Raw genomic sequence first — 21794 nt, 5'->3', positions numbered from 1 at the left:
AACCTGCGACCAATTGATTAAAAGTCAACTGCTCTACCAACTGAGCTAACGACCCACTATTTTCGTCGCTTTGGGCTTGTTCGATATCCCTTGGCAACGGCGGCATATATTACTGATTTCAGAATTCAGCGCAACAACAATTTAGATAAAGATTGCTTAACTGCTTAGGATTCATGCGACAAGACCAGAAATGATGCGATTTCTGGTCATGCCATAATCATCCGAGCGCGTTAAGGCGTTTTTGCGCTTGTTTGGCTCCGTCGGTGCCAGGAAATTTACTGACCACCTGCTGATAAACCGCTTTGGCTTTTGCGGTATCGCCTTTGTCCTGCATGATTACGCCGACTTTAAACATCGCATCGGGCGCTTTCGGAGATTTAGGGTAGTTTTTCACCACGGAAGCGAAATAGTACGCCGCATCGTCTTTTTTACCCTTATTGTAATTCAGCTGACCGAGCCAGTAGTTGGCGTTCGGCTGATACGTTGAATCGGGGTACTTTTTGACGAAGTTCTGGAAAGCCGCCATCGCGTCGTCCTGGCGGGAAGCATCCTTCACCAGCGCGATAGCCGCGTTGTAATCGGTGTTTGCATCGCCGGTCGACGCCGGAGCGCCTGATGAAGCCGCTGGCGCGCTTGCCGCAGCACCTTGCTCACTGGCTGACGACGGGCTTTGCGCGCCCGTCGTGCCGCCACCGCTGCTCAGACCGTCGATCTGCAGCAGGATCTGCTTCTGGCGTTCAACAACCTGATTCAGCTGATACTGGCTTTCCTGAATTTGGCCGCGCAGGGAATCAATATCGGACTGATTATCGGAGAGTTGTTGCTGGAGTTGGGTTAAAAGCTGGCTGTGCGCATTGGAAATACGCTCGAGTTGAGTGACGCGGTCTTCGACCGAGCCTGAGCCGACACTACTGATTGGCGCCTGAGCAAAAGCGGCCCAGGGGGCCGCTATGCCAACCAGTAACGACAGACTCAATAGATGATGTCTGAAGTTACTGCTCATGCAATTCTCTTAGTAAACCAGTACGGCGCGACGGTTTTTGGCGTAAGCCGCTTCGTCGTGGCCCAGTACTGCAGGTTTTTCTTTACCGTAAGAAACGATGGAGATCTGGTCAGCAGAAACACCTTTGCCCTGCAGATACATCTTAACGGCGTTAGCACGACGCTCACCCAGAGCGATGTTGTATTCCGGCGTACCGCGCTCATCCGCATGACCTTCTACGGTCACTTTGTAAGACGGGTTGCTACGCAGGAAGTTAGCGTGCGCGTCCAGCATTGCAGCGAAGTCAGAACGGATATCGTATTTGTCCAGATCGAAGTAAACGATATTGTTCTGCTGCAGCTGTTGCATCTGCAGACGAGCCTGCTCTTCGGAAGACATGTTGCCGCCGTTAGCGTTACCGTCCATACCAGTGCCGGCACCCAGCATGCCTTCACCGCTCTGGTCGTTGCTGGCGTTCTTGTTAGAAGAACACGCCGCGATTGCCATAACCGGCAGAGCGATCAACAGCCCTTTCAGCACTTTGTTCAGTTGCATTTCTTTGATTCCTTTAATAATCAATTATTTATTATCACAGATACGGCGACCAGGCAGGCGATTTTACCTGTCCATCAGTTGCCGGAAGACGCGCTTTGAAACGCCCATCTGTAGAAACCAGATTCAGCACGGATCCCATCCCCTGAGAAGAGCTGTAGATTACCATAGTGCCGTTAGGTGCCAGACTTGGCGTTTCATCTAAAAACGTTGATGACAGAACCTGCACACCACCCGCTTCCAGATCTTGTTTGGCAATGTGCTGCTGACCACCGGCCGAGCTTACCATTACCATAGTTTTACCATCAGCGCTCACGTCAGCATCCTGGTTTTGTGAACCTTCCCAGGTAATACGCTGCGGCGTGCCGCCATTAATATTGACTTTATATACCTGCGGACGTCCCGCCTGGTCGGAAGTAAAGGCCAGATTCTGGCTATCCGGGAACCAGCTTGGTTCGGTGTTATTGCTACGACCATTGGTCACCTGGCGAATCTGACCGGATCCGAGGTCCATCACGTACAGGTTCAGGCTACCGGTTTTCGACAGAGCGAAGGCCAGTTTGCTGCCGTCCGGCGAGAACGCCGGGGCGCCGTTGTGCTGCGGGAACGAAGCAATCTGACGAACGGAGCCGTTAGCCAGAGTCTGCACAACCAGCGCAGAACGACCGCTTTCAAAGGTTACGTAGGCCAGTTTCGCACCATCCGGAGACCAGGCCGGAGACATCAGCGGCTGGGTGGAACGGTGAACGAGGAACTGGTTATAACCATCGTAGTCGGATACGCGCAGTTCGTACGGGAACTGGCCGCCGTTCTTCTGCACCACGTAGGCGATACGGGTACGGAAGGCGCCCTTGATGCCGGTCAGCTTTTCAAATACCGCGTCGCTGGCAGCGTGCGCGGCATAGCGCAGATACTGCTTAGTCACTTTAAATGAGTTCTGTGCAAGCACGGTACCCGGCGCGCCGCCGGTATCAACCAGCTGGTAGGCCACGTTATAGGAGCCGTCAGGGTTTTGCGTCACCTGACCCACCACAACGGCGTCAATACCCAGCGCAGACCATGCCGCAGGCTGTACTTCCTGAGCGCTACCCGGCTGCTGAGGCAGGCGAGAGCGATCGAGCGGATTAAACTTGCCGCTGTTGCGCAGGTCAGCCGCCACGATACCGCCCACATCTTCAGGTGCAGCACCCTGCCCCGCCCACTGGAACGGCACTACGCCGATTGGGCGTGCCGAGTCAACCCCTTGGGTAATCTCGATGCGTACTTCTGCGTGCAGCACTGCCGCCCACAGCATTAAAAAACCAAATGCTACTCGTAATGCCTGCTTCATCATATCTCCCTTATCCAGGCGGAAAGCCCACGATAATTTAGCAGAATGTTAACAAACCCAAATACACAAAACTACTAAAACCCTGTGACTACAATAGATTGTTTTTCCCCGCTTGCACGGGGAAAAATATCACTGAGGTTTGAAGTCCAACGGCGCATTTTTGAATACTTCATATACCGCCTGACTAGGCGGTTTTGGGAACTTAGCCTGTCGGGCTGCTGCAAGAGCGGCCTGACAAAGCGCAGGATCCCCGCCTTCAGACTGTATATTTAGCAACATGCCATCCGGAGCAAGTTTAATACGCAAGGTACAGGTCTTGCCTGAGTAAGATGCTGCGTCGTAAAACTTACTTTCAATGGCAGATTTGATCTGCCCGGCATAATTGCTGATATCAGCTCCTGATGCGCCATTATTTTTAGTATTACCACTCCCGGCAGCAGATGCATTGCTCCCTTTCGCCCCACCGCCAGTTTTAGGCGCATTCTTACCGGAGCTCAGGTCGCCGAGCAGATCGTCCACGCCGTTGGCCTCTTTGGCCGCAGCGGCTTTCTTCGCGGCTGCTGCCTTAGCGGCTGCGGCTTTCGCCGCTTTGTCTGCGGCGGCCTTCTCTGCTGCTGCGGCTTTGGCTGCCGCAGCTTTCTCAGCGGCGGCTTTTTCCGCTGCGGCGGCTTTCTCGGCTGCTACTTTCTCAGCAGCGGCTTTCTGCGCGGCGGCTTTTTCTGCCGCTTTTTCGGCAGCAGCCTTTTCAGCCGCAGCCTGTTTCGCCGCTTCTTGCTGCGCTTTTTTCTCTGCCTGCTGCTGCGCTTTCTTCTCGGCTTCCTGCTGAGCTTTCTTCGCTGCATCCGCTTCGGCTTTCTTCTGCGCGTCCGCGGCCGCTTTCGCGGCTTCTGCTTCTGCCTGTTTCTTCGCATCCGCCGCCGCTTTCGCCGCAGCGGCTTCGGCTGCTTTCGCCTGAGCATCGGCCTTCGCTTTTGCATCAGCGGCGGCTTTGGCGGCAGCTTCCTGCGCCTCTTTCGCCTGAGCGTCCGCTTTCGCTTTGGCCGCTGCGGCGGCTTTCGCCGCGGCTTCTTCCGCCTGTTTCTGCTGCTCTTTGGCCTCTTTAGCCGCTTCCTGCGCCTGCAGACGCTCCTGTTCCAGCTGTTTTAGCCGTTCCTGCTCGGCGGCCTGTTTTTCGCGCAACTCTTCCGCCTGCTGCTGAGCCTGCTTTTCACGCTGCTCGGCGGCACGGCGGGCGCTGGCCTGCTGCTGCTGTTGACGGTCATAATTCTTCACAACCGCCCCCGGATCGACCATAACCGCATCTATAGAAGAGCCCCCGCCGCCGCCGGCAGAAGCATCCAGATGCTCGTCAAACGAACTCCAGATCAGCAGCGCTATCAAGACGATGTGCAGCGCGACTGAAACTATGATCGCTCGTTTAAGCTTGTCGTTTTGTTCGGTTGCCTTTGACACTATCGGTTCCCAAAAACTGTTCGCCTGTTCCCGTTCGATGACGTCGGCCGCGGGACACGTTTGTCCCACCGTCGCCATATTGGCGGGGGTGCGTATTGCGAGCGATTAGATCGGCTTAGTCATCAAGCCAACCGATTTAACCCCTGCGCTATGCAACAGGTTAAGCGCTTTAATAATCTCATCGTATGGCACCTCTTTCGCACCGCCGATCAGGAACACCGTTTTCTCATTCGCCTCAAGTCGACGCCTGGCTTCGGCAATAACCTGTTCAGGCGGCAGCTGCGATAGCGTTTCCGGGCCAATTTTCACGTTGTACTGCCCGACTCCGGAAACCTCAACGATCACCGGCGGTTCATCGTTGCTTTTTACCGCCTGCGATTCCGTTGCGTCCGGCAGGTCGACCTCTACGCTCTGCGTAATGATCGGCGCTGTCGCCATAAAGATCAGCAACAGTACCAGCAGGACATCCAGCAGCGGAACGATGTTGATCTCGGACTTCAGTTCGCGACGCCCGCGTCCACGTGCTCTGGCCATGGCTTACCCCTTATTGCTTTCGCTGCTGGTAAACGCCTGACGGTGCAGAATAGCGGTGAACTCTTCCATAAAGTTGTCGTAGTTCAGCTCAAGTTTGTTCACGCGCTGGTTCAGACGGTTATAAGCCATAACCGCCGGGATAGCGGCAAAGAGACCAATTGCGGTCGCAATGAGCGCCTCTGCAATACCCGGTGCCACCATTTGCAGCGTCGCCTGTTTTACCGCGCCCAGCGCGATAAAGGCGTGCATGATCCCCCATACGGTACCAAACAGACCGATATACGGGCTGATAGAACCTACCGTACCGAGGAACGGGATGTGCGTCTCCAGGGATTCCAGCTCGCGATTCATCGAGATACGCATCGCGCGCGATGCCCCTTCGACAATTGCTTCCGGCGCATGGCTGTTGGCGCGATGCAGACGAGCAAACTCTTTAAAACCGCTGTAGAAGATTTGTTCCGAACCGGTCAGATTATCGCGACGGCCCTGGCTTTCCTGATACAGACGAGAAAGCTCAATACCTGACCAGAACTTATCTTCAAACGCTTCGGCTTCACGCGACGCCGAGTTGAGAATGCGCGTTCTCTGGATAATAATGGCCCAGGAGGCGATAGAAAAACAAACTAAAATCAACATGATAAGTTTAACCAGAAGGCTTGCCTTCAGGAACAAATCAAGGATATTCATCTCAGTCACTGCTTAAACTCCGCGACAATAGACTTGGGAAGCGCACGAGGCTTCATTAAGAGTGGATCAACGCACACGATCAGAACTTCAGCTTCATTCAAAACTACGTTCTCGGCGTTGACGATTCGCTGCGTGAAAACCAGGGTCGCCCCTCGCATTGAGGTTATCTCCGTCTGGATTTCGAGCATGTCGTCGAGTCTGGCGGGCGCAAAATACTCCAGCGTCATTTTGCGAACCACAAAGGCAACTCGTTCAGCCAGCAAAACCTGTTGGCTGAAGTGATGATGGCGCAGCATCTCTGTGCGTGCTCTTTCATAGAAAGCGACGTAGCTGGCGTGGTAAACCACACCACCGGCGTCGGTGTCTTCGTAGTAGACCCGAACCGGCCATCGAAACAGCGTTGTATTCACTTTACATCCCGGTAATGCAACAAAAGGTTAGTGCTTTCAAACTTCGCTACTATACGCGCGGGAATCGTGGTTTGGAATGGGGGAAAGTAAACGAGGAGTAAATTTTTATGGGCTTATGCAAGCCCATATGGTTAACAGAGATTTCTTATTCAAAAGAAGAAAAAGAACAGGCCCAAAACGAGCACAATATCAGCGATAAGCGGACAAAAAATTCCCTGCCAGTGGATGGCGCGCGGGCGAAAGCCCACGCCGTGGATAACGCCGGTACACACCGCCCACATCAGCAGGAAGCCGTGCCAGATTTCCAGCTCACTGGTTTTGGCCGCAAAGCGCGACGGGTCCCAGAAGATGCAGCCCGCTAGCGCCAGCGCCATCAATAAGGAAAGCGCCCTTAACGGGCGCTTGTCCATTATCGCGTAAAGAGTCGCGATAATACTCATCAGTGTTCTTCTTTACCTGCTTTGGTGGCTTCCACGTGCTCAAGCGCCAGCGCGGTAATCACCCCAAAGGCACAAGCAAGAAGCGTTCCCAAAATCCATGCGAAATACCACATATATAGCTCCTTACCTTAGTACAGCGAGTGGGTGTTCTTTTCGATGTCTTCGCGAGTGATGCGACCGAACATTTTCCAGTAACACCAGGTGGTGTAGGCCAGAATAATCGGTACGAAGACAATCGCCACGTAAGTCATCAGGTTCAGCGTCAGCTGGCTGGAGGTGGCATCCCACATGGTCAGGCTCGCGTTCATCGCCGTGCTTGAAGGCATAATGAACGGGAACATGGCGATACCGGCAGTCAGAATGATGCACGCCAGCGTCAGCGAGGAGAACAGAAATGCCCAGGCGCCTTTATCTGCTTTGGTCGAAATGACGGTCAGCAGCGGCAGCGCCACGCCCAGAGCAGGAATCGCCCATAGCGCCGGCATATTATTAAAGTTCACCATCCACGCGCCGGCCTCACGAGCCACTTCTTTGGTCAGCGGGTTAGACGGGCCGGTATGATCCATGACGGATTTCACTACGTAACCGTCGATGCCATAGTAGACCCAAACGCCTGCCAGCGCGAAGCAGACCAGCGTCACCAGCGCCGCTACCGTTGAGACGGTGCGGGTACGCAGGTGCAGTTCGCCCACGGTACGCATCTGCAGATAGGTCGCGCCCTGCGTCAGGATCATCGCCACGCTAACAATACCGGCCAGCAGTCCAAACGGATTCAGCAGCTGGAAGAAGTTGCCGGTGTAGTACAGACGCAGATATTCATCAACGTGGAACGGAACGCCCTGCAGCAGGTTACCGAACGCCACGCCAATCACCAGCGGCGGTACGAAGCTGCCGACGAAGATGCCCCAGTCCCACATATTACGCCAGCGGGTATCCTCAATCTTCGAGCGGTAGTCGAAACCAACCGGACGGAAGAATAAAGATGCCAGCACCAGGATCATTGCCACGTAGAAGCCGGAAAACGCGGCGGCGTAGACCATCGGCCAGGCGGCAAAGAGCGCGCCGCCTGCGGTGATCAGCCACACCTGGTTTCCGTCCCAGTGCGGAGCAATGGAGTTAATCATAATTCGACGCTCGGTGTCGTTACGACCGAGGAAACGGGTGAGCATGCCCACCCCCATGTCGAAGCCATCGGCGACGGCAAAACCAATGAGCAGAATGCCAATCAGCAGCCACCAGATAAAACGCAATACTTCATAATCGATCATTTGACGACTCCTGTCTTAGCGTGCCGACTGAATAGCCGCAGAGGACTGTTCAAAGTGATAGCGACCGGTTTTCAGGCTGCTTGGTCCTTTGCGGGCAAACTTGAACATGAGGAACAGTTCAGCCACCAGGAACAGCGTGTACAGGCCACAAATCAGCACCATAGAGAAGATCAGGTCGCCCGCAGTCAGCGACGAGTTCGCTACAGCCGTTGGTAGCACTTCACCGATAGCCCAGGGCTGACGGCCATACTCAGCAACAAACCAGCCAGCTTCTACGGCAATCCACGGCAGCGGCAGGCCATAGAACGCAGCGCGCAGCAGCCATTTTTTCTCGCCAATGCGGTTACGAATCACGGTCCAGAAGGAGGCGCCAATAATCAGCAGCATCAGCACGCCGCACGCCACCATGATACGGAAGGCAAAATAGAGCGGCGCCACGGCAGGAATGGAGTCCTTGGTCGCCTGCGCAATCTGCGCTTCCGTCGCGTCGGAGACGTTGTCGGTATAGCGTTTCAGCAGCAGACCATAACCAAGATCTTTCTTCACGTCGTTAAACCGATCGCGAACGGCCTGGTCAGTTGAACCTGCACGCAGCTGTTCCAGCAGCGCGTAAGCCTTCATCCCGTTACGGATACGCTCTTCGTGCTGAACCATCAGATCCTTCAGGCCGGTAACCTGTTTATCGACGGAGCGAGTCGCAATGATGCCCAGCGCGTAAGGAATCTGAATCGCGAAGCGGTTCTCCTCTGCTTTCTGGTCAGGAATACCAAACAGGGTAAAGGCCGCCGGAGCAGGCTGAGTTTCCCATTCTGCTTCGATAGCCGCCAGCTTGGTTTTCTGCACGTCGCCCATTTCGTAACCGGATTCATCACCGAGAACGATAACGGAGAGGATTGCCGCCATGCCGAAGCTTGCTGCGATAGCAAAGGAGCGCTTGGCAAAAGCAAAGTCGCGCCCTTTGAGCATATACCAGGAGCTGATAGCAAGAATGAACATCGCGCCGGTCACGTAGCCGGAAGCCACGGTATGCACGAACTTAACCTGAGCCACCGGGTTCAGAACCAGCTCAGAGAAGCTGACCATCTCCATACGCATGGTTTCAAAGTTGAAGTCCGACGCAATCGGGTTCTGCATCCAGCCGTTAGCGACAAGAATCCACAGCGCCGACAGGTTGGAGCCGAGCGCTACCAGCCAGGTCACGGCCATGTGCTGCACTTTACCCAGACGATCCCAACCGAAGAAGAACAGACCTACAAAGGTAGATTCGAGGAAGAAGGCCATTAAACCTTCAATGGCCAGCGGCGCACCGAAGATATCGCCCACGTAGTGAGAGTAGTAAGACCAGTTTGTCCCGAACTGGAACTCCATGGTCAAACCGGTTGCCACACCCAGAGCGAAGTTGATACCAAACAACTTGCCCCAGAACTTGGTCATATCTTTATAAATCTGTTTGCCGGAAAGGACGTAGACCGTTTCCATGATGGCCAGCAGGAACGCCATACCAAGCGTCAGCGGCACAAACAGGAAGTGGTACATCGCGGTCAAGGCAAACTGTAAGCGCGACAGTTCGACTATATCTAACATCATGACTCCTTGCTCATCGCATGAAGACTCCGAGAGTGAACCCCGTTAGAAAGGGTCACACGCATGCCCCAATACAAATTTATTTGCTTCTTCTCGTCACGCCCGTTTCCTCTGTCAAGGAAACGGTAGTGGTGAAAAGTTACAAACATGTTAACAAAACACCCAAATTGATCCCGTGATTATATTACGCTGCAAAACCCTTACAATAAATAGGTTTTTATTGTGATAAATTTGCAGTTTTCGACGGCGATCAATTTATAGCGAAAATATCAGATTTTGGTCAATTTGATCCGCGACAATTTAACTCCATTTCTTGTTCTTTTCCAAGTTTTAAACATTGATTTAAATCAATTTTCATTTTAAATGTTAATTATGTTTACTGTGTACAACACTAGTAAACACAAGGTTAACGGTATGTTTTTCAGGAGTGTCATCAGTTACTGAAAATGATAGACCATTTATTTCACAGCGGAGCGGTACTTAATGAGCCCTCGTGAGCGGCTTAAATGCCGACCTCAACTGATAATGTTGCGTAGTTCACAGATTTTTTTTATCAAGTTACTATCGTTTATTTTTTTACTGATTATATTTATCATTGCATTTACCTTTAATTAACACCCCTATGTGACTATCGTTTATCCCGTCACCGCCGCCCATCGATTTCTTTTTTGTGCAGGTCAGGCCCCCTACTCTTCTTAAGGATCATCTGCAGTCTGCATTTTTACTCTCTGACGACGTATGTCTGCCTCATCAACAAAAATAGAATATGAAACGAACAATTCATCATTTGATAGCTTTATGCTAACAAATTGCCTTTGACACATATAAAAACCAGCCCATAAATTCCGTTACCGCGCTCACAGAAAATTTTAAAGAATTGTATTTAACCCGTTATTTAGAAATACAGAAGCCAGCCAAAAATAAAATAAGATCTCGCTCACAAACATCGCAATATATTTATTACGAGAACTCAAAAAGGACCAATCAAATTTATAAGCATTAAGTACATCACTATGATAAACAAAGAATTTTTAACGAAAACTCAAAAATGCGCTTTTTTTGAATGATATTCTGAAAATAGATCAATTGCTTCCTCCCGACGAACCAAAGACACTCCAGCCCTATTAACAGGCATCCATAACCCAGGCTGCCAAATATTAGATCGTCGTTTTTATTTTTATACCATCAGCCCTACAGAGGATTACCCATGAAGAAATCAACACTCGTTATTGGCGTCATTGGTGCTGACTGCCATGCAGTAGGCAATAAAGTCCTGGACCGCGTTTTTACTGCCCATGATTTTCGCGTAATCAATCTGGGCGTGATGGTCAGCCAGGATGAATATATTGATGCCGCCATCGAAACTGGTGCGGATGCCATCGTCGTGTCGTCGATTTACGGCCACGGCGATATCGATTGCCTGGGACTGCGCGAGCGCTGCATCGAACGCGGTATCGGCGACATTCTCCTTTACGTCGGCGGCAATCTGGTGGTCGGAAAGCATGACTTTGCCGACGTTGAAGCGAAGTTCAAAGAGATGGGGTTCAACCGCGTTTTTGCCCCCAGCCACGATCTGGAAGACGTCTGCCAACTGATGGCAAACGACATCAACCAGCGCCATGGCGTTAAACACCCGTGTCTGGAAGAGGCCATCTGATGCAAACCGTCTCAGTCGATATCGGCTCGACGTGGACCAAGGCGGCCCTCTTCACCCAGGAGGGGGATGAGCTGACGCTGGTAAACCACGTTCTGACCCCGACAACCACCCATCACCTGGCGGAAGGCTTTTTTGCCAGCCTGAACCAGGTGCTTAACGTTGCCGATGCGCGCCCGCTGCTGAACCGCGGTGACGTCACGCTGAAATACTCCTCATCGGCCAAAGGCGGTCTTGCCGTCGCCGCGATGGGGCTGGTGCCGTCCATCACCCTGGAGTCAGCAAAAGTCACCGCCCACTCGGCGGGGGCCAAAATCGCCCAATACTACTCTTATAAACTGAATCGCCACGACATTCAGGCGCTGGAAGCCTCGCCGCCGGACATTCTGCTGTTTACCGGCGGGACCGACGGCGGTGAAACGAGCTACGGCCTGGCTAACGCCCACGCGCTGGCGGAGTCAACGCTCGACTGCGCCATTATCTATGCCGGCAACCGCGACATTCAGGACGAGATTCAGACCATCCTCGGCCATAAAGATCTGACCACGGTAGACAATATTCTGCCCGATCTTGATCACCCGAATCCGTACGCGGCCCGCAAGGCAATATGCGATGTTTTCTTATCCCGGATCGTCAAAGGTAAAGGACTGGACGTTATCGTCGCAGAAACCGGCGAAGAGCCGATGCCAACGCCGTGGACCGTCTACGAGCTGGTGAAAACCATCAGTCATTACGACAGTACGTGGAAAGAGTTCATGCTGATCGACATGGGCGGCGCGACTACCGATGTCTACTCCGCCAGCGCCAACACGCTCTCGCCGGATACCGTTCTACACGGCGTTCCGGAGCCATATGTAAAACGCACGGTGGAAGGCGATCTCGGCATGCGCGTCTCGGCGATGGTTGTCGGTGAAAGCGCCCGGGAGCTGGTGAACGTGGTCTTTGCCCACCAGCCGCAGCGTCAGGAGGCTTTTTACCGCTATCTGCGCCATCTTGTCGCTCAGCCGGATTATCTGCCGGCCAGTGAAGAAGAAAAGTATTTCGACACCGTTCTCGCCGGGCTCTGCGTGGGCTACGCCAGCGAACGCCACGCGGGAACCAAAAAACAGGTCTGCACCTGCGTGGGCAACGTCGACCTGCAGATGGGGCGCGACCTGACCCCGGTGCGCAAAGTCGTCGGATCCGGTGGATGGCTCTCCCGCGCCAGCCGCTTTGACATCCACCGCTGGCTGAAATACCGCGAACTGGATGACGACGGCAGACGCATTCTCTTACCGACCCAGTTTGACTATTACCGCGATGCAAAAGGCCTGCTTCCGCTGCTGGCAAACGTTGCCAGGCTTTATCCCGAACTCGCCGCTCGCACCAGCATTCACTGTTTAACCCTATAAATGAAGGCAGCTACGAATGGAACTTCGAAATAAAAAATTAACCCATGACGAATTCATGACCGAGCGGCATCAGGTATTGCAGACCTGGCATACCGGCAAGGACGTTGAGCACTTCGAAGATGGCGTGAAGTACCAGCAAACTATTCCAGAGAAAAAACGCTTTTCTCACGCCCTGCTTAAGGCCGACCAGGAAGGTAAAACGTTGAGCCAGCCGCGCGCGGGCGTAGCGCTGATGGATGAACACATTGCGCTACTCAAGACGCTGCAGGAAGAGTGCGATCTACTGCCCAGTACCATCGATGCCTACACCCGCCTTAACCGTTACGAAGAAGCGGCGGTCGGCATTCAGAAGTCTATCGAAGCGGGTACCTCCAAACTCAACGGTTTACCGGTGGTTAACCACGGCGTCGCTGCCTGCCGCCGGATGACCGAAGCGCTGGAAAAACCGGTGCAGGTACGTCACGGTACGCCGGACGCGCGTCTGCTGGCGGAAATTTCCATGGCCAGCGGCTTTACCAGCTACGAAGGCGGCGGTATCTCCTACAACATTCCCTACGCCAAGCGCGTGACCCTGGAGAAGTCGATTCGCGACTGGCAGTACTGCGACCGTCTGATGGGCCTTTATGAAGAACACGGCATTCGAATTAACCGCGAACCTTTCGGCCCGCTAACCGGCACTCTGATCCCGCCGTTTATGTCCCACGCGGTGGCGATTATCGAAGGGCTGCTGGCGCTGGAACAGGGCGTCAAATCAATTACCGTCGGCTACGGCCAGGTGGGCAGCCTGACCCAGGACATTGCAGCGATTAAGTCGCTTCGCGAACTTTCTCACGAATATTTTGGCAATTACGGTTTCGACGATTATGAGCTGAGTACCGTCTTCCACCAGTGGATGGGCGGCTTTCCGGAAGATGAATCGAAAGCATTCGCCATTATCTCCTGGGGCGCGGCGGTGGCCGGCATGTCCGGCGCCACCAAAGTGATCACCAAGAGCCCGCATGAAGCGTTCGGTATTCCAACCGCAGCGGCCAACGCGCAGGGCCTGAGGGCCTCCCGCCAGATGCTCAATATGGTCAGCGATCAGAAGTTCCCGCCGTGCGCCGCGGTAGATCAGGAAGTGGAGCTGATAAAAAGCGAGGTACGCGCGGTACTGAAGAAAGTCTTCGAACTGGGTAACGGCGATATCGCCCGCGGTACGGTGCTGGCCTTTGAAGCGGGCGTGCTGGACGTGCCTTTTGCTCCGGCATCCTGCAACGCGGGCAAAATTCTGCCGGTTCGCGACAATTCCGGCGCTATTCGCGTGCTTGAAGCTGGCGCGGTTCCGCTGCCGAAGGACATCCTCGCCCTGCACCACGATTACGTCGCAGAACGTGCGCATTTTGAAGGTCGCAAGCCCTCATTCCAGATGGTTGTTGATGACATCAACGCGGTATCCCACAGTCAATTAATAGGAAGACCATAATGAAAATTAAACAGGCCCTTTTCACCGCTGGCTACTCCTCATTCTACTTTGATGACCAGCAGGCGATTAAAAACGGCGCGGGTCACGATGGATTCATCTATACCGGCGCGCCGGTTACCCCCGGATTTACCTCCGTGCGCCAGGCGGGTGAATGCGTTTCCGTGCAGCTGATTCTGGAAAACGGCGCGGTAGCGGTCGGTGACTGTGCCGCCGTACAGTATTCCGGCGCCGGTGGCCGCGACCCGCTGTTCCTCGCGGAAAATTTTATTCCCTTCCTCAACGATCATATTAAACCGCTGCTGGAAGGCCGGGATGTCGATACGTTCCTGCCGAACGCCCGCTTCTTCGACAAGCTGCGCATCGACGGCCAACTGCTGCATACCGCCGTCCGCTATGGTCTTTCCCAGGCGCTACTCGATGCCACGGCGCTGGCCAGCGGCCGTCTGAAGGCGGAGGTGGTTTGCGACGAATGGCAGCTGCCCTGTATCCCGGAAGCGATTCCGTTATTCGGTCAGAGCGGAGACGACCGCTATATCGCCGTGGACAAGATGATCCTCAAAGGCGTCGATGTTCTGCCGCATGCGCTGATTAACAACGTTGAAGAGAAGCTGGGTCTGAAAGGGGAGAAACTGCGCGAGTATATCCGCTGGCTGTCCGACCGCATCTTAAGCCTGCGCACCAGCCCCCGCTACCGTCCGACGCTGCATATCGATGTTTACGGCACCATCGGCCTGATTTTCGATATGGACCCGCTTCGCTGCGCCGAATATATCGCCAGCCTGGAGAAAGAGGCCCAGGGCCTGCCGCTCTATATAGAAGGCCCGGTGGATGCCGGCAACAAACCGGATCAGATCCGCATGCTGACCGCCATCACCAAAGAGCTGACCCGCCTGGGTTCCGGGGTGAAAATCGTCGCCGACGAATGGTGTAACACCTATCAGGATATCGTTGACTTCACCGATGCCGGCAGCTGCCACATGGTACAGATTAAAACCCCGGACCTCGGCGGCGTCCATAACATTGTGGACGCGGTGCTGTACTGCAACAAACATGCGATGGAAGCCTATCAGGGCGGGACCTGCAACGAAACCGAGATCAGCGCCCGCACCTGCGTTCACGTCGCGCTGGCCGCGCGTCCTGTGCGCATGCTGATCAAGCCAGGCATGGGCTTCGACGAAGGTCTTAACATCGTGTTTAACGAAATGAACCGCACCATCGCGCTGTTGCAGACTAAGGATTAAGAGATGGCTCGTACCTTTAAGATCTTATCGCCGACCGCGATTCTGGGTTATGGCTTTCCGGAAGAGAGCTTTCTTAAAGCCATGGCGGAGTCTCCGGATCTGATTGCCGTTGACGCCGGTTCATCCGATCCCGGCCCCCATTATCTGGGAGCAGGTAAACCCTTTACCGACAGAGCCGGAGTAAAACGCGATCTGCGCTATATGATCGTCGCCGGCGTAAAAAACAGTATTCCGGTGGTGATCGGCACGGCCGGCGGCTCCGGCGCGGCCCCGCACCTGGAGTGGTGCCGGCAAATCATCCATGAGATTGCGCAGGAAGAAAAACTGTCGTTTTCCATGGCGCTGATCCCGTCTGACGTCGAGAAATCCATCGTGCATCAGGCGCTGGATAACGGCAAAATCACCGCCCTCGACTTTGTGCCCGAGCTGACCCACGAAGCCATTGAAGAGAGCACCTATATCGTCGCCCAGATGGGTATCGAACCGTTCCAACGGGCGCTGGCCGCCGGCGCCCAGGTGGTGCTGGGCGGACGGGCGTACGATCCAGCCTGCTTCGCGGCGCTGCCGATTATGCAGGGCTTCGATGAGGGACTGGCCCTGCACTGCGGCAAGATCCTTGAATGCGCGGCCATTGCGGCGACCCCAGGGTCCGGCTCCGACTGCGCGATGGGGATCATCGACGACAACGGTTTTACGCTGAAAACCTTCAATCCACAGCGCAAATTCACCGAAACGTCCGCCGCGGCGCACACGTTATACGAGAAGTCCGATCCGTACTTCCTGCCGGGGCCCGGCGGCGTGCTGAACCTCAAAGGATGCAGCTTCAAAGCGGTCAACGAAGGCGAGGTGTACGTTAGCGGCTCTCGCCACGAAGAGACGCCCTACGCGCTGAAGCTGGAAGGCGCGCGTCGGGTCGGCTTTCGCTGCCTGACCATTGCCGGAACCCGCGACCCGATCATGATCGCCGGGATCGACACGATTCTTGCAGAGGTACAGGCCAGCGTGGCGCGCAACCTCTCGCTGAGTGACGACAGCATCCGCATGACTTTCCATCTGTACGGAAAGAACGGAGTGATGGGCAATCATGAGCCGATGAAAAGCGCCGGGCACGAGCTGGGGATTTTACTGGACGTCGTCGCCCCGACTCAGGATACCGCCAACAGCGTCTGTTCGCTGGTGCGCTCTACCCTGCTGCACTACGGTTATGAAAACCGCATTGCGACCGCGGGCAACCTCGCCTTCCCGTTCTCGCCTTCCGATATCCAGAGTGGCCCGGTGTATGAGTTTTCAATCTATCACCTGATTGAAGCCTGCGACGCGCTGCGCTTTGACTTCCATATCGAGCAGGTCACGCCAGAAGGAGTTCAGGCATGAAACAATCTCTATGCTCACTGGCGCAGGTGATCCGCTCCAAAAACGCCGGGCCGTATGAATTAGTTTTAGATATTTTATTTAAAACCCGGGAGGATTATCAGCGGGTAAAACGATCTGAGCAATTAACTCCGCAGCTTATTGCCAGCTTATATAACGTGAGACCTGATTTTATTCATCGCATTGTCTGGTTTGACCCGGCTAACGCGGTAAAAATTGTCATGCCGCGGGATATTATTTCCGGCAACGTTGGCGACAATGATGTTTATGGCGCTCAGCAGCATGCGCCGTTATTAAGTATTGAGTTCGATTTCTAATTCTATATCCAATGGATTTCGAGTTGCATTGAGGCGGCAACTGAAGGACAAATTCGTCAGGAACGAATTTGAACAGCCGGAGGCTGCCTTCGGTGAGGGACATGGATGTCCCACATTCATCCCCAGGAGCGTACATCCGTACGTGACTGGGGTGAGCAAAGGCAGCCAACAAAATGCAGCGTGAAAGACAACGGATATAAAAATACTACAACATCCCTTGGTGTACAGGATTTCGCTGTATCACTGTATTCCAGACAATTTATGCGGTTGGTCACCACAGGCGCCCGTCTGAGCGGTTTGCAAGCTCAGGCGTGCGCTGCCCTACAACACTTCACCGACTAACCTCGATCCGATGGAGTAAACATGAAAAAAATAAGTTTAACCAAAATGATCATATTAGGCCTGATACTCGGCATGATTGCCGGGGTGGCAATTAATAATATGGCATCGGCTGATACAGCAAAATCATACGCGCAGGATATTTCTATTTTCACCACCATATTTTTACGCATGGTAAAAATGATTATCGCTCCGCTGGTAATATCCACGCTGGTAGTTGGCATCGCCAAAATGGGCGATGCTAAAACGCTCGGGCGGATATTCTCGAAAACTTTTTTCCTGTTTATTTGCGCCTCGCTGCTGTCGATTGCGCTGGGGCTGGTGATCGTTAATCTGTTCCAGCCGGGGGCGGGGATTAATTTCGTCGCCCACGATGCCGGAGCGGTCGCGGCCGTTCAGTCTGAGCCCTTCACGCTGAAGGTATTTATCTCTCACGCGGTGCCGACCAGCATCGTTGATGCGATGGCGCGCAACGAAATCCTGCAAATCGTGGTGTTCTCCATTTTCCTCGGCTGTAGCCTGGCGGCTATCGGCGAAAAAGCCGAACCCATTGTGAAAGTGCTCGATTCGCTGGTCCACGTAATGTTGAAGCTGACGGGCTACGTCATGCTCTTCGCGCCGCTAACCGTCTTTGCCGCTATCTCCGGGCTGATCGCCGAGCGCGGACTGGGCGTAATGGTCAGCGCCGGTATCTTTATGGGTGAGTTCTACCTGACGCTTGGCATGCTGTGGGCGATGCTGATTGGCCTGTCGGCGGTCATTGTTGGTCCGTGCATTGGCCGTCTGACCAAAGCGATCCTTGAGCCCGCCCTGCTGGCCTTCACCACGTCCAGCTCTGAAGCCGCCTTCCCGGGCACCCTCGATAAGCTGGAAAAATTTGGCGTCTCTTCCAAAATCGCCAGCTTCGTTCTGCCCATTGGCTACTCCTTTAACCTGGTTGGCTCCATGGCCTACTGCTCGTTCGCCACGGTGTTTATCGCCCAGGCCTGCAACGTGCACCTCGGCATGGGCGAGCAGATCACCATGCTGCTGATTCTGATGCTGACCTCAAAAGGGATGGCGGGCGTACCGCGCGCCTCAATGGTAGTTATTGCCGCGACGCTGAACCAGTTCAACATTCCGGAAGCGGGCCTGATCCTGTTGATGGGTGTCGATCCGTTCCTCGATATGGGTCGCTCCGCCACCAACGTAATGAGTAACGCCATGGGCGCCGCCATCGTTGGCCGCTGGGAAGGCGAGCACTATGGAGAAGGCTGCCGCGGCACCGCCCCGGTCAAAAAACCCGAGCAGGAGCGTCCTGCCAGCGAAACGTCCGAAGTGGCGATGTCCTGATGGCAAGATGGCTATGAACCCCAGGCCGGATCTATCCGGCCCGGTTCCTCTCAATAATCTCAACAGGACATACCATGAACGTTAAATTTCTCGGCACCTGCCTGTTCACCGCCAGCTTATTGTTTAGCGGCGCCGCCGCAGCTCAGGGCGCACCGGACTACGCCAGCATTATCGAGCAGGCGCATCAGAAATATAAAAATAACCACGAGGGTAAAGTCGCCGACTACATCCCCGCTCTGGCGACCTATAGCCCGGATAATTTCGCCATTACGCTCGCGACGGTAGAAGGCAAAATTTACCAGACCGGCGACGTAAAAAAAGCGTTCCCGATGGAGTCCCTGAGCAAAGTGTTCACCCTGGCGCTGGCAATGGAGCAACGCGGACCGCAGGAAGTGTTGGATAAACTCGGCGCCAACGCCACCGGCCTGCCCTTCAATTCCGGATTAGCCGTCGAACTCACCCAAGGCGCGCCGGAGAATCCGTTAGTCAACGCCGGCGCCATGAGCACCGTGAGCCTGATTGCGGCGCAGGACAAAACCGACCGCTGGAATAAAATCCTCAACAATCTCAGCGCCTGGGCCGACAGTACGCTGAGCGTGAACGAGCCGGTATTTCAATCCGAAATGGCAACCAACCAGCATAACCAGGCGCTGGCCATGTTGATGCATTCCTACCGCAGCTTTTATGGCGATCCGCAGGAAGCCGTCGAAATCTACACCCGTCAATGTTCGGTGGATATCACCGTTGAGCAGCTCGCCAAAATGGGAGCCGTGCTGGCCAACGGCGGTAAATCGCCGTTCAACGGCAGGCAACTGCTTAACGCCAGCTATGTGCCGCAGGTACTGGCGGAAATGGCGATAGCCGGGCTGTACGACGGCAGCGGCAGATGGCTGTATAACGTCGGTATTCCGGCGAAATCCGGCGTTGGCGGCGGGATGATCGCCGTGGTGCCGGGGCGGTACGCCATCGCCGTCTACTCCCCTCCGCTGGATGCAGCCGGTAATAGCGTTCGCGCCCAGCAAACCATCGAGTACGTCGCTAAAGCGACGCAGGCCAATCTCTTTTTCGCGAAATAGTGAGATGTCACATGTCTAAACCCTTTGTCTGGCAGGAACTCTTTGTGCAGAGTAAAGATAATACGGAATATGAACTACTCAGTAATCAACATGTTAAGGTGACAGAGTTAGATGGTGAAGAGGTCATCAAGGTTGCGCCCGAAGCGTTAACGTTGCTGGCTCAGCAGGCATTTTATGAGGCTTCATTTTTCCTGCGCGCCGGACATTTAAAACAGATCGCCAGTATCCTGCACGATCCGCAGGCCAGCAGTAACGATAAATATGTTGCGCTGCAGCTGCTGCGCAACGCCGAAGTCTCGGCAAAAGGCGTGCTGCCAAACTGCCAGGATACCGGGACCGCAACCATCGTGGCGAGCAAAGGCCAGAACGTCTGGACCGGCGGCAACGATGCTGAAGCCCTGAGTCAGGGCGTCTACAACACCTTCCAGGAAAATAATTTACGCTATTCGCAAAATGCCCCCCTCGATATGTACACCGAGGTCAACACGGAGACTAACCTGCCGGCGCAGATCGACATCAGCGCCGTGCCGGGTAGCGAATACCGCTTCCTGTTCGTCAACAAAGGCGGCGGCTCGGCGAACAAAGCAGCGCTGTTTCAGGAAACAAAATCCATCCTGCAGCCGGAAAAACTCACCGCCTTCCTGATTGAAAAAATGAAAGCGCTGGGCACCGCCGCCTGTCCGCCGTACCATATCGCCTTTGTGGTGGGCGGCCTCTCGGCGGATCAGGCATTGAAGGTGGCGAAGCTGGCTTCGACCAAATATTATGACAATCTACCCACCAGCGGAAATGCGCTGGGCCAGGCGTTTCGCGATACCGCGCTGGAGGCGACGTTGCTTAACGCCAGCCGCGAGTTCGGCATCGGCGCGCAGTTTGGCGGCAAATATTTCGCTCACGATATTCGCGTGATCCGCCTGCCGCGGCACGGCGGCTCCTGCCCTATCGCTATGGCCCTCTCCTGCTCCGCCGATCGAAACATTAAAGCCAAAATCAACAAGCACGGCATCTGGCTGGAGAAGCTGGAACATAACCCGGGCAAGTTTATTCCTGATTCTCAGCGGATAGAAAACGGGGCGCAGACCGTCCAGCTCGACCTGAATCGGCCGCTGCGCGATATCCTTCGCGATATGTCAGCCCTGCCGGTCGGCACCCGGCTGTCGCTGAGCGGTCCAATTGTCGTCGCCCGCGATATTGCCCATGCCAAAATTAAAGAGCGGCTGGATAATGGCGAACCGATGCCGGCTTACATGCGCAATCATATCGTCTACTACGCCGGACCGGCGAAAACGCCAGACAATCTTGCCTGCGGCTCGCTGGGTCCCACCACCGGCGGACGGATGGACGGGTATGTTGATGCTTTCCAGGCCGCGGGCGGGAGTCTGATCATGCTCTCAAAAGGCAACCGCAGCCCGCAGGTGACCGAAGCCTGCCTGAAACACGGCGGCTTCAATCTCGGCAGCATCGGCGGTGCGGCGGCCCTGCTGGCGCAGCAGTACGTGAAAAGTTTACGCTGCCTTGAGTATCCGGAACTGGGCATGGAAGCGGTATGGATGATGGAAGTCGAAAACCTGCCCGCGTTTGTGCTGGTTGACGACAAAGGCAACAACTTCTTTAGCCAGTTCGAGCAGCAGCACCGCTGCGCCACCTGTCCGGCAGGGCACTAAGGAGCATTTATGCACGCGCGAGGTAATCCTGACCGCCATCGTCAGCGCCAGCAGAAGCTGAAAACGCAGGTTGATACCCGCGTGGCGGCGGCAACGGAGCAAAAAGGCATCTTGATCGTCTTCACCGGCAACGGTAAGGGCAAATCTACTGCCGCCTTTGGTACGGCAACGCGAGCCGTCGGACATGGTAAGCGCGTCGGCGTTGCCCAGTTCATTAAAGGCCAGTGGGATAATGGAGAGTACAATACGCTGCATCCTCTGGGCGTTGAGTTTCACATTATGGGCACCGGCTTTACCTGGGAAACGCAAAACCGGGAAACGGATATTGAGGCGGCATCGGTCGTATGGCGAGAGAGTAAGCGCATGCTGGCCGATCCGAGCTACGATCTGGTGGTGCTGGATGAGCTCACGTATATGCTGGCGTATCGCTATCTGGATCCACAGGAAGTGATTGCCGCTATTGTCAATCGTCCGCCGCAGCAGAACGTGATTGTTACCGGCCGCGGCTGCCATGCCCGCCTGCTGGAGCTTGCCGATACGGTCAGCGAACTGCGCCCGGTGAAGCACGCCTTTGACGGTGGTATTCAGGCGCAGGCAGGAATCGACTGGTAGTTTGACCCGGCTCGCGCTGCGTTCTGCTCCCTGGGCTACTCGCGCGCTGCTCCCGGGGGCGGCGCTCAACGCGCCTTGCCCGGGCTACGGGTTCAC

At 54.8% G+C, this 21794-nt stretch carries 21 protein-coding genes; 10 read left to right on the top strand and 11 right to left on the bottom strand.

Annotated elements, in window-relative coordinates; all coding sequences use genetic code 11:
- Positions 1–217 precede the first annotated feature (217 nt).
- From cpoB to cydA, 11 genes are all read right to left on the bottom strand, one after another.
- A complete protein-coding gene (gene cpoB / locus ABLV75_RS02655) occupies positions 218–1003 on the bottom strand; it encodes a cell division protein CpoB (RefSeq protein WP_004100339.1) in 786 nt (261 codons plus the stop codon).
- A gap of 9 nt (positions 1004–1012) precedes the next feature.
- Positions 1013–1537 (bottom strand): peptidoglycan-associated lipoprotein Pal, encoded by a 525-nt coding sequence (gene pal, locus ABLV75_RS02650; RefSeq protein ID WP_004100337.1) that lies wholly within the window; start codon positions 1535–1537, stop codon positions 1013–1015.
- Between the two features lie 34 nt (positions 1538–1571).
- The gene (gene tolB / locus ABLV75_RS02645; protein WP_004100336.1) at positions 1572–2864 is read right to left on the bottom strand and encodes a Tol-Pal system beta propeller repeat protein TolB; all 1293 of its coding nucleotides are present in this window, start codon (positions 2862–2864) and stop codon (positions 1572–1574) included.
- A gap of 129 nt (positions 2865–2993) precedes the next feature.
- Entirely contained in the window at positions 2994–4316 is a 1323-nt protein-coding gene (gene tolA, locus ABLV75_RS02640) for a cell envelope integrity protein TolA (protein WP_348854882.1), read from the bottom strand.
- 105 nt (positions 4317–4421) lie between these two features.
- Positions 4422–4850 (bottom strand): colicin uptake protein TolR, encoded by a 429-nt coding sequence (tolR, locus tag ABLV75_RS02635; RefSeq protein ID WP_004100333.1) that lies wholly within the window; start codon positions 4848–4850, stop codon positions 4422–4424.
- A 3-nt stretch (positions 4851–4853) separates the two neighbouring features.
- On the bottom strand, positions 4854–5546 hold the full coding sequence (tolQ, locus tag ABLV75_RS02630) for a Tol-Pal system protein TolQ (RefSeq protein WP_004100332.1): 693 nt from the start codon (positions 5544–5546) through the stop codon (positions 4854–4856).
- Positions 5543–5947, bottom strand: a complete 405-nt coding sequence (ybgC, locus tag ABLV75_RS02625; RefSeq protein ID WP_004100330.1) for a tol-pal system-associated acyl-CoA thioesterase — start codon at positions 5945–5947, stop codon at positions 5543–5545. Before ybgC ends, tolQ begins: the two co-directional genes overlap by 4 nt.
- A 149-nt stretch (positions 5948–6096) precedes the next feature.
- Positions 6097–6387, bottom strand: coding sequence for a cyd operon protein YbgE (ybgE, locus tag ABLV75_RS02620; RefSeq protein ID WP_004100327.1), 291 nt, complete (start codon positions 6385–6387; stop codon positions 6097–6099).
- A complete protein-coding gene (gene cydX / locus ABLV75_RS02615; RefSeq protein ID WP_004100325.1) occupies positions 6387–6500 on the bottom strand; it encodes a cytochrome bd-I oxidase subunit CydX in 114 nt (37 codons plus the stop codon). Before cydX ends, ybgE begins: the two co-directional genes overlap by 1 nt.
- 15 nt (positions 6501–6515) lie before the next feature.
- Positions 6516–7655 (bottom strand): cytochrome d ubiquinol oxidase subunit II, encoded by a 1140-nt coding sequence (cydB, locus tag ABLV75_RS02610; RefSeq protein WP_004100323.1) that lies wholly within the window; start codon positions 7653–7655, stop codon positions 6516–6518.
- 15 nt (positions 7656–7670) lie between these two features.
- On the bottom strand, positions 7671–9239 hold the full coding sequence (gene cydA / locus ABLV75_RS02605; RefSeq protein WP_004100321.1) for a cytochrome ubiquinol oxidase subunit I: 1569 nt from the start codon (positions 9237–9239) through the stop codon (positions 7671–7673).
- A 1207-nt stretch (positions 9240–10446) separates the two neighbouring features.
- Between cydA and glmS the strand changes: the two genes are divergently transcribed.
- The 10 genes from glmS (at position 10447) to cobO (ending at position 21698) form a co-directional block, all read left to right on the top strand.
- Positions 10447–10896, top strand: coding sequence for a methylaspartate mutase subunit S (gene glmS, locus ABLV75_RS02600; RefSeq protein WP_004100319.1), 450 nt, complete (start codon positions 10447–10449; stop codon positions 10894–10896).
- Entirely contained in the window at positions 10896–12284 is a 1389-nt protein-coding gene (gene glmL, locus ABLV75_RS02595; protein WP_004100318.1) for a methylaspartate mutase accessory protein GlmL, read from the top strand. The genes glmS and glmL overlap by 1 nt, the downstream gene beginning before the upstream one ends.
- 16 nt (positions 12285–12300) lie before the next feature.
- On the top strand, positions 12301–13746 hold the full coding sequence (locus ABLV75_RS02590; protein ID WP_004100317.1) for a methylaspartate mutase subunit E: 1446 nt from the start codon (positions 12301–12303) through the stop codon (positions 13744–13746).
- The gene (locus tag ABLV75_RS02585) at positions 13746–14987 is read left to right on the top strand and encodes a methylaspartate ammonia-lyase (protein ID WP_004100316.1); all 1242 of its coding nucleotides are present in this window, start codon (positions 13746–13748) and stop codon (positions 14985–14987) included. The genes ABLV75_RS02590 and ABLV75_RS02585 overlap by 1 nt, the downstream gene beginning before the upstream one ends.
- Before the next feature lie 3 nt (positions 14988–14990).
- On the top strand, positions 14991–16361 hold the full coding sequence (locus ABLV75_RS02580) for an acyclic terpene utilization AtuA family protein (RefSeq protein ID WP_004100315.1): 1371 nt from the start codon (positions 14991–14993) through the stop codon (positions 16359–16361).
- Entirely contained in the window at positions 16358–16675 is a 318-nt protein-coding gene (locus ABLV75_RS02575; protein ID WP_004100314.1) for a DUF4387 domain-containing protein, read from the top strand. Before ABLV75_RS02580 ends, ABLV75_RS02575 begins: the two co-directional genes overlap by 4 nt.
- A 363-nt stretch (positions 16676–17038) precedes the next feature.
- Positions 17039–18346: a dicarboxylate/amino acid:cation symporter gene (locus ABLV75_RS02570; protein WP_004100312.1), complete on the top strand. Its 1308-nt coding sequence runs from the start codon at positions 17039–17041 to the stop codon at positions 18344–18346.
- A 74-nt stretch (positions 18347–18420) separates the two neighbouring features.
- The gene (gene glsA, locus ABLV75_RS02565; RefSeq protein ID WP_004100310.1) at positions 18421–19422 is read left to right on the top strand and encodes a glutaminase A; all 1002 of its coding nucleotides are present in this window, start codon (positions 18421–18423) and stop codon (positions 19420–19422) included.
- 11 nt (positions 19423–19433) lie between these two features.
- On the top strand, positions 19434–21086 hold the full coding sequence (locus ABLV75_RS02560) for a class I fumarate hydratase (protein ID WP_004100308.1): 1653 nt from the start codon (positions 19434–19436) through the stop codon (positions 21084–21086).
- Positions 21087–21095: 9 nt separating this feature from the next.
- Entirely contained in the window at positions 21096–21698 is a 603-nt protein-coding gene (gene cobO, locus ABLV75_RS02555; protein WP_004100306.1) for a cob(I)yrinic acid a,c-diamide adenosyltransferase, read from the top strand.
- Positions 21699–21794: the final 96 nt, after the last annotated feature.

It is taken from the genome of Klebsiella sp. CN_Kp066, assembly GCF_040065135.1.
In the GTDB taxonomy this organism is placed as follows: domain Bacteria; phylum Pseudomonadota; class Gammaproteobacteria; order Enterobacterales; family Enterobacteriaceae; genus Klebsiella; species Klebsiella oxytoca.
The sequence above is the reverse complement of the archived record's forward strand: the minus strand, read 5'-3'. Positions and strand labels throughout refer to the sequence as shown.

Bases quoted from the DNA above. Each gene is read 5' to 3' on its own strand.
- cpoB (WP_004100339.1), bottom strand. From the start codon at position 1,003: ATGAGCAGTAACTTCAGACATCATCTATTGAGTCTGTCGTTACTGGTT.
- pal (WP_004100337.1), bottom strand. From the start codon at position 1,537: ATGCAACTGAACAAAGTGCTGAAAGGGCTGTTGATCGCTCTGCCGGTT.
- tolB (WP_004100336.1), bottom strand. From the start codon at position 2,864: ATGAAGCAGGCATTACGAGTAGCATTTGGTTTTTTAATGCTGTGGGCG.
- tolR (WP_004100333.1), bottom strand. From the start codon at position 4,850: ATGGCCAGAGCACGTGGACGCGGGCGTCGCGAACTGAAGTCCGAGATC.
- ybgE (WP_004100327.1), bottom strand. From the start codon at position 6,387: ATGAGTATTATCGCGACTCTTTACGCGATAATGGACAAGCGCCCGTTA.
- cydX (WP_004100325.1), bottom strand. From the start codon at position 6,500: ATGTGGTATTTCGCATGGATTTTGGGAACGCTTCTTGCTTGTGCCTTT.
- cydB (WP_004100323.1), bottom strand. From the start codon at position 7,655: ATGATCGATTATGAAGTATTGCGTTTTATCTGGTGGCTGCTGATTGGC.
- cydA (WP_004100321.1), bottom strand. From the start codon at position 9,239: ATGTTAGATATAGTCGAACTGTCGCGCTTACAGTTTGCCTTGACCGCG.
- glmS (WP_004100319.1), top strand. From the start codon at position 10,447: ATGAAGAAATCAACACTCGTTATTGGCGTCATTGGTGCTGACTGCCAT.
- glmL (WP_004100318.1), top strand. From the start codon at position 10,896: ATGCAAACCGTCTCAGTCGATATCGGCTCGACGTGGACCAAGGCGGCC.
- ABLV75_RS02590 (WP_004100317.1), top strand. From the start codon at position 12,301: ATGGAACTTCGAAATAAAAAATTAACCCATGACGAATTCATGACCGAG.
- ABLV75_RS02585 (WP_004100316.1), top strand. From the start codon at position 13,746: ATGAAAATTAAACAGGCCCTTTTCACCGCTGGCTACTCCTCATTCTAC.
- ABLV75_RS02580 (WP_004100315.1), top strand. From the start codon at position 14,991: ATGGCTCGTACCTTTAAGATCTTATCGCCGACCGCGATTCTGGGTTAT.
- ABLV75_RS02575 (WP_004100314.1), top strand. From the start codon at position 16,358: ATGAAACAATCTCTATGCTCACTGGCGCAGGTGATCCGCTCCAAAAAC.
- ABLV75_RS02570 (WP_004100312.1), top strand. From the start codon at position 17,039: ATGAAAAAAATAAGTTTAACCAAAATGATCATATTAGGCCTGATACTC.
- glsA (WP_004100310.1), top strand. From the start codon at position 18,421: ATGAACGTTAAATTTCTCGGCACCTGCCTGTTCACCGCCAGCTTATTG.
- ABLV75_RS02560 (WP_004100308.1), top strand. From the start codon at position 19,434: ATGTCTAAACCCTTTGTCTGGCAGGAACTCTTTGTGCAGAGTAAAGAT.
- cobO (WP_004100306.1), top strand. From the start codon at position 21,096: ATGCACGCGCGAGGTAATCCTGACCGCCATCGTCAGCGCCAGCAGAAG.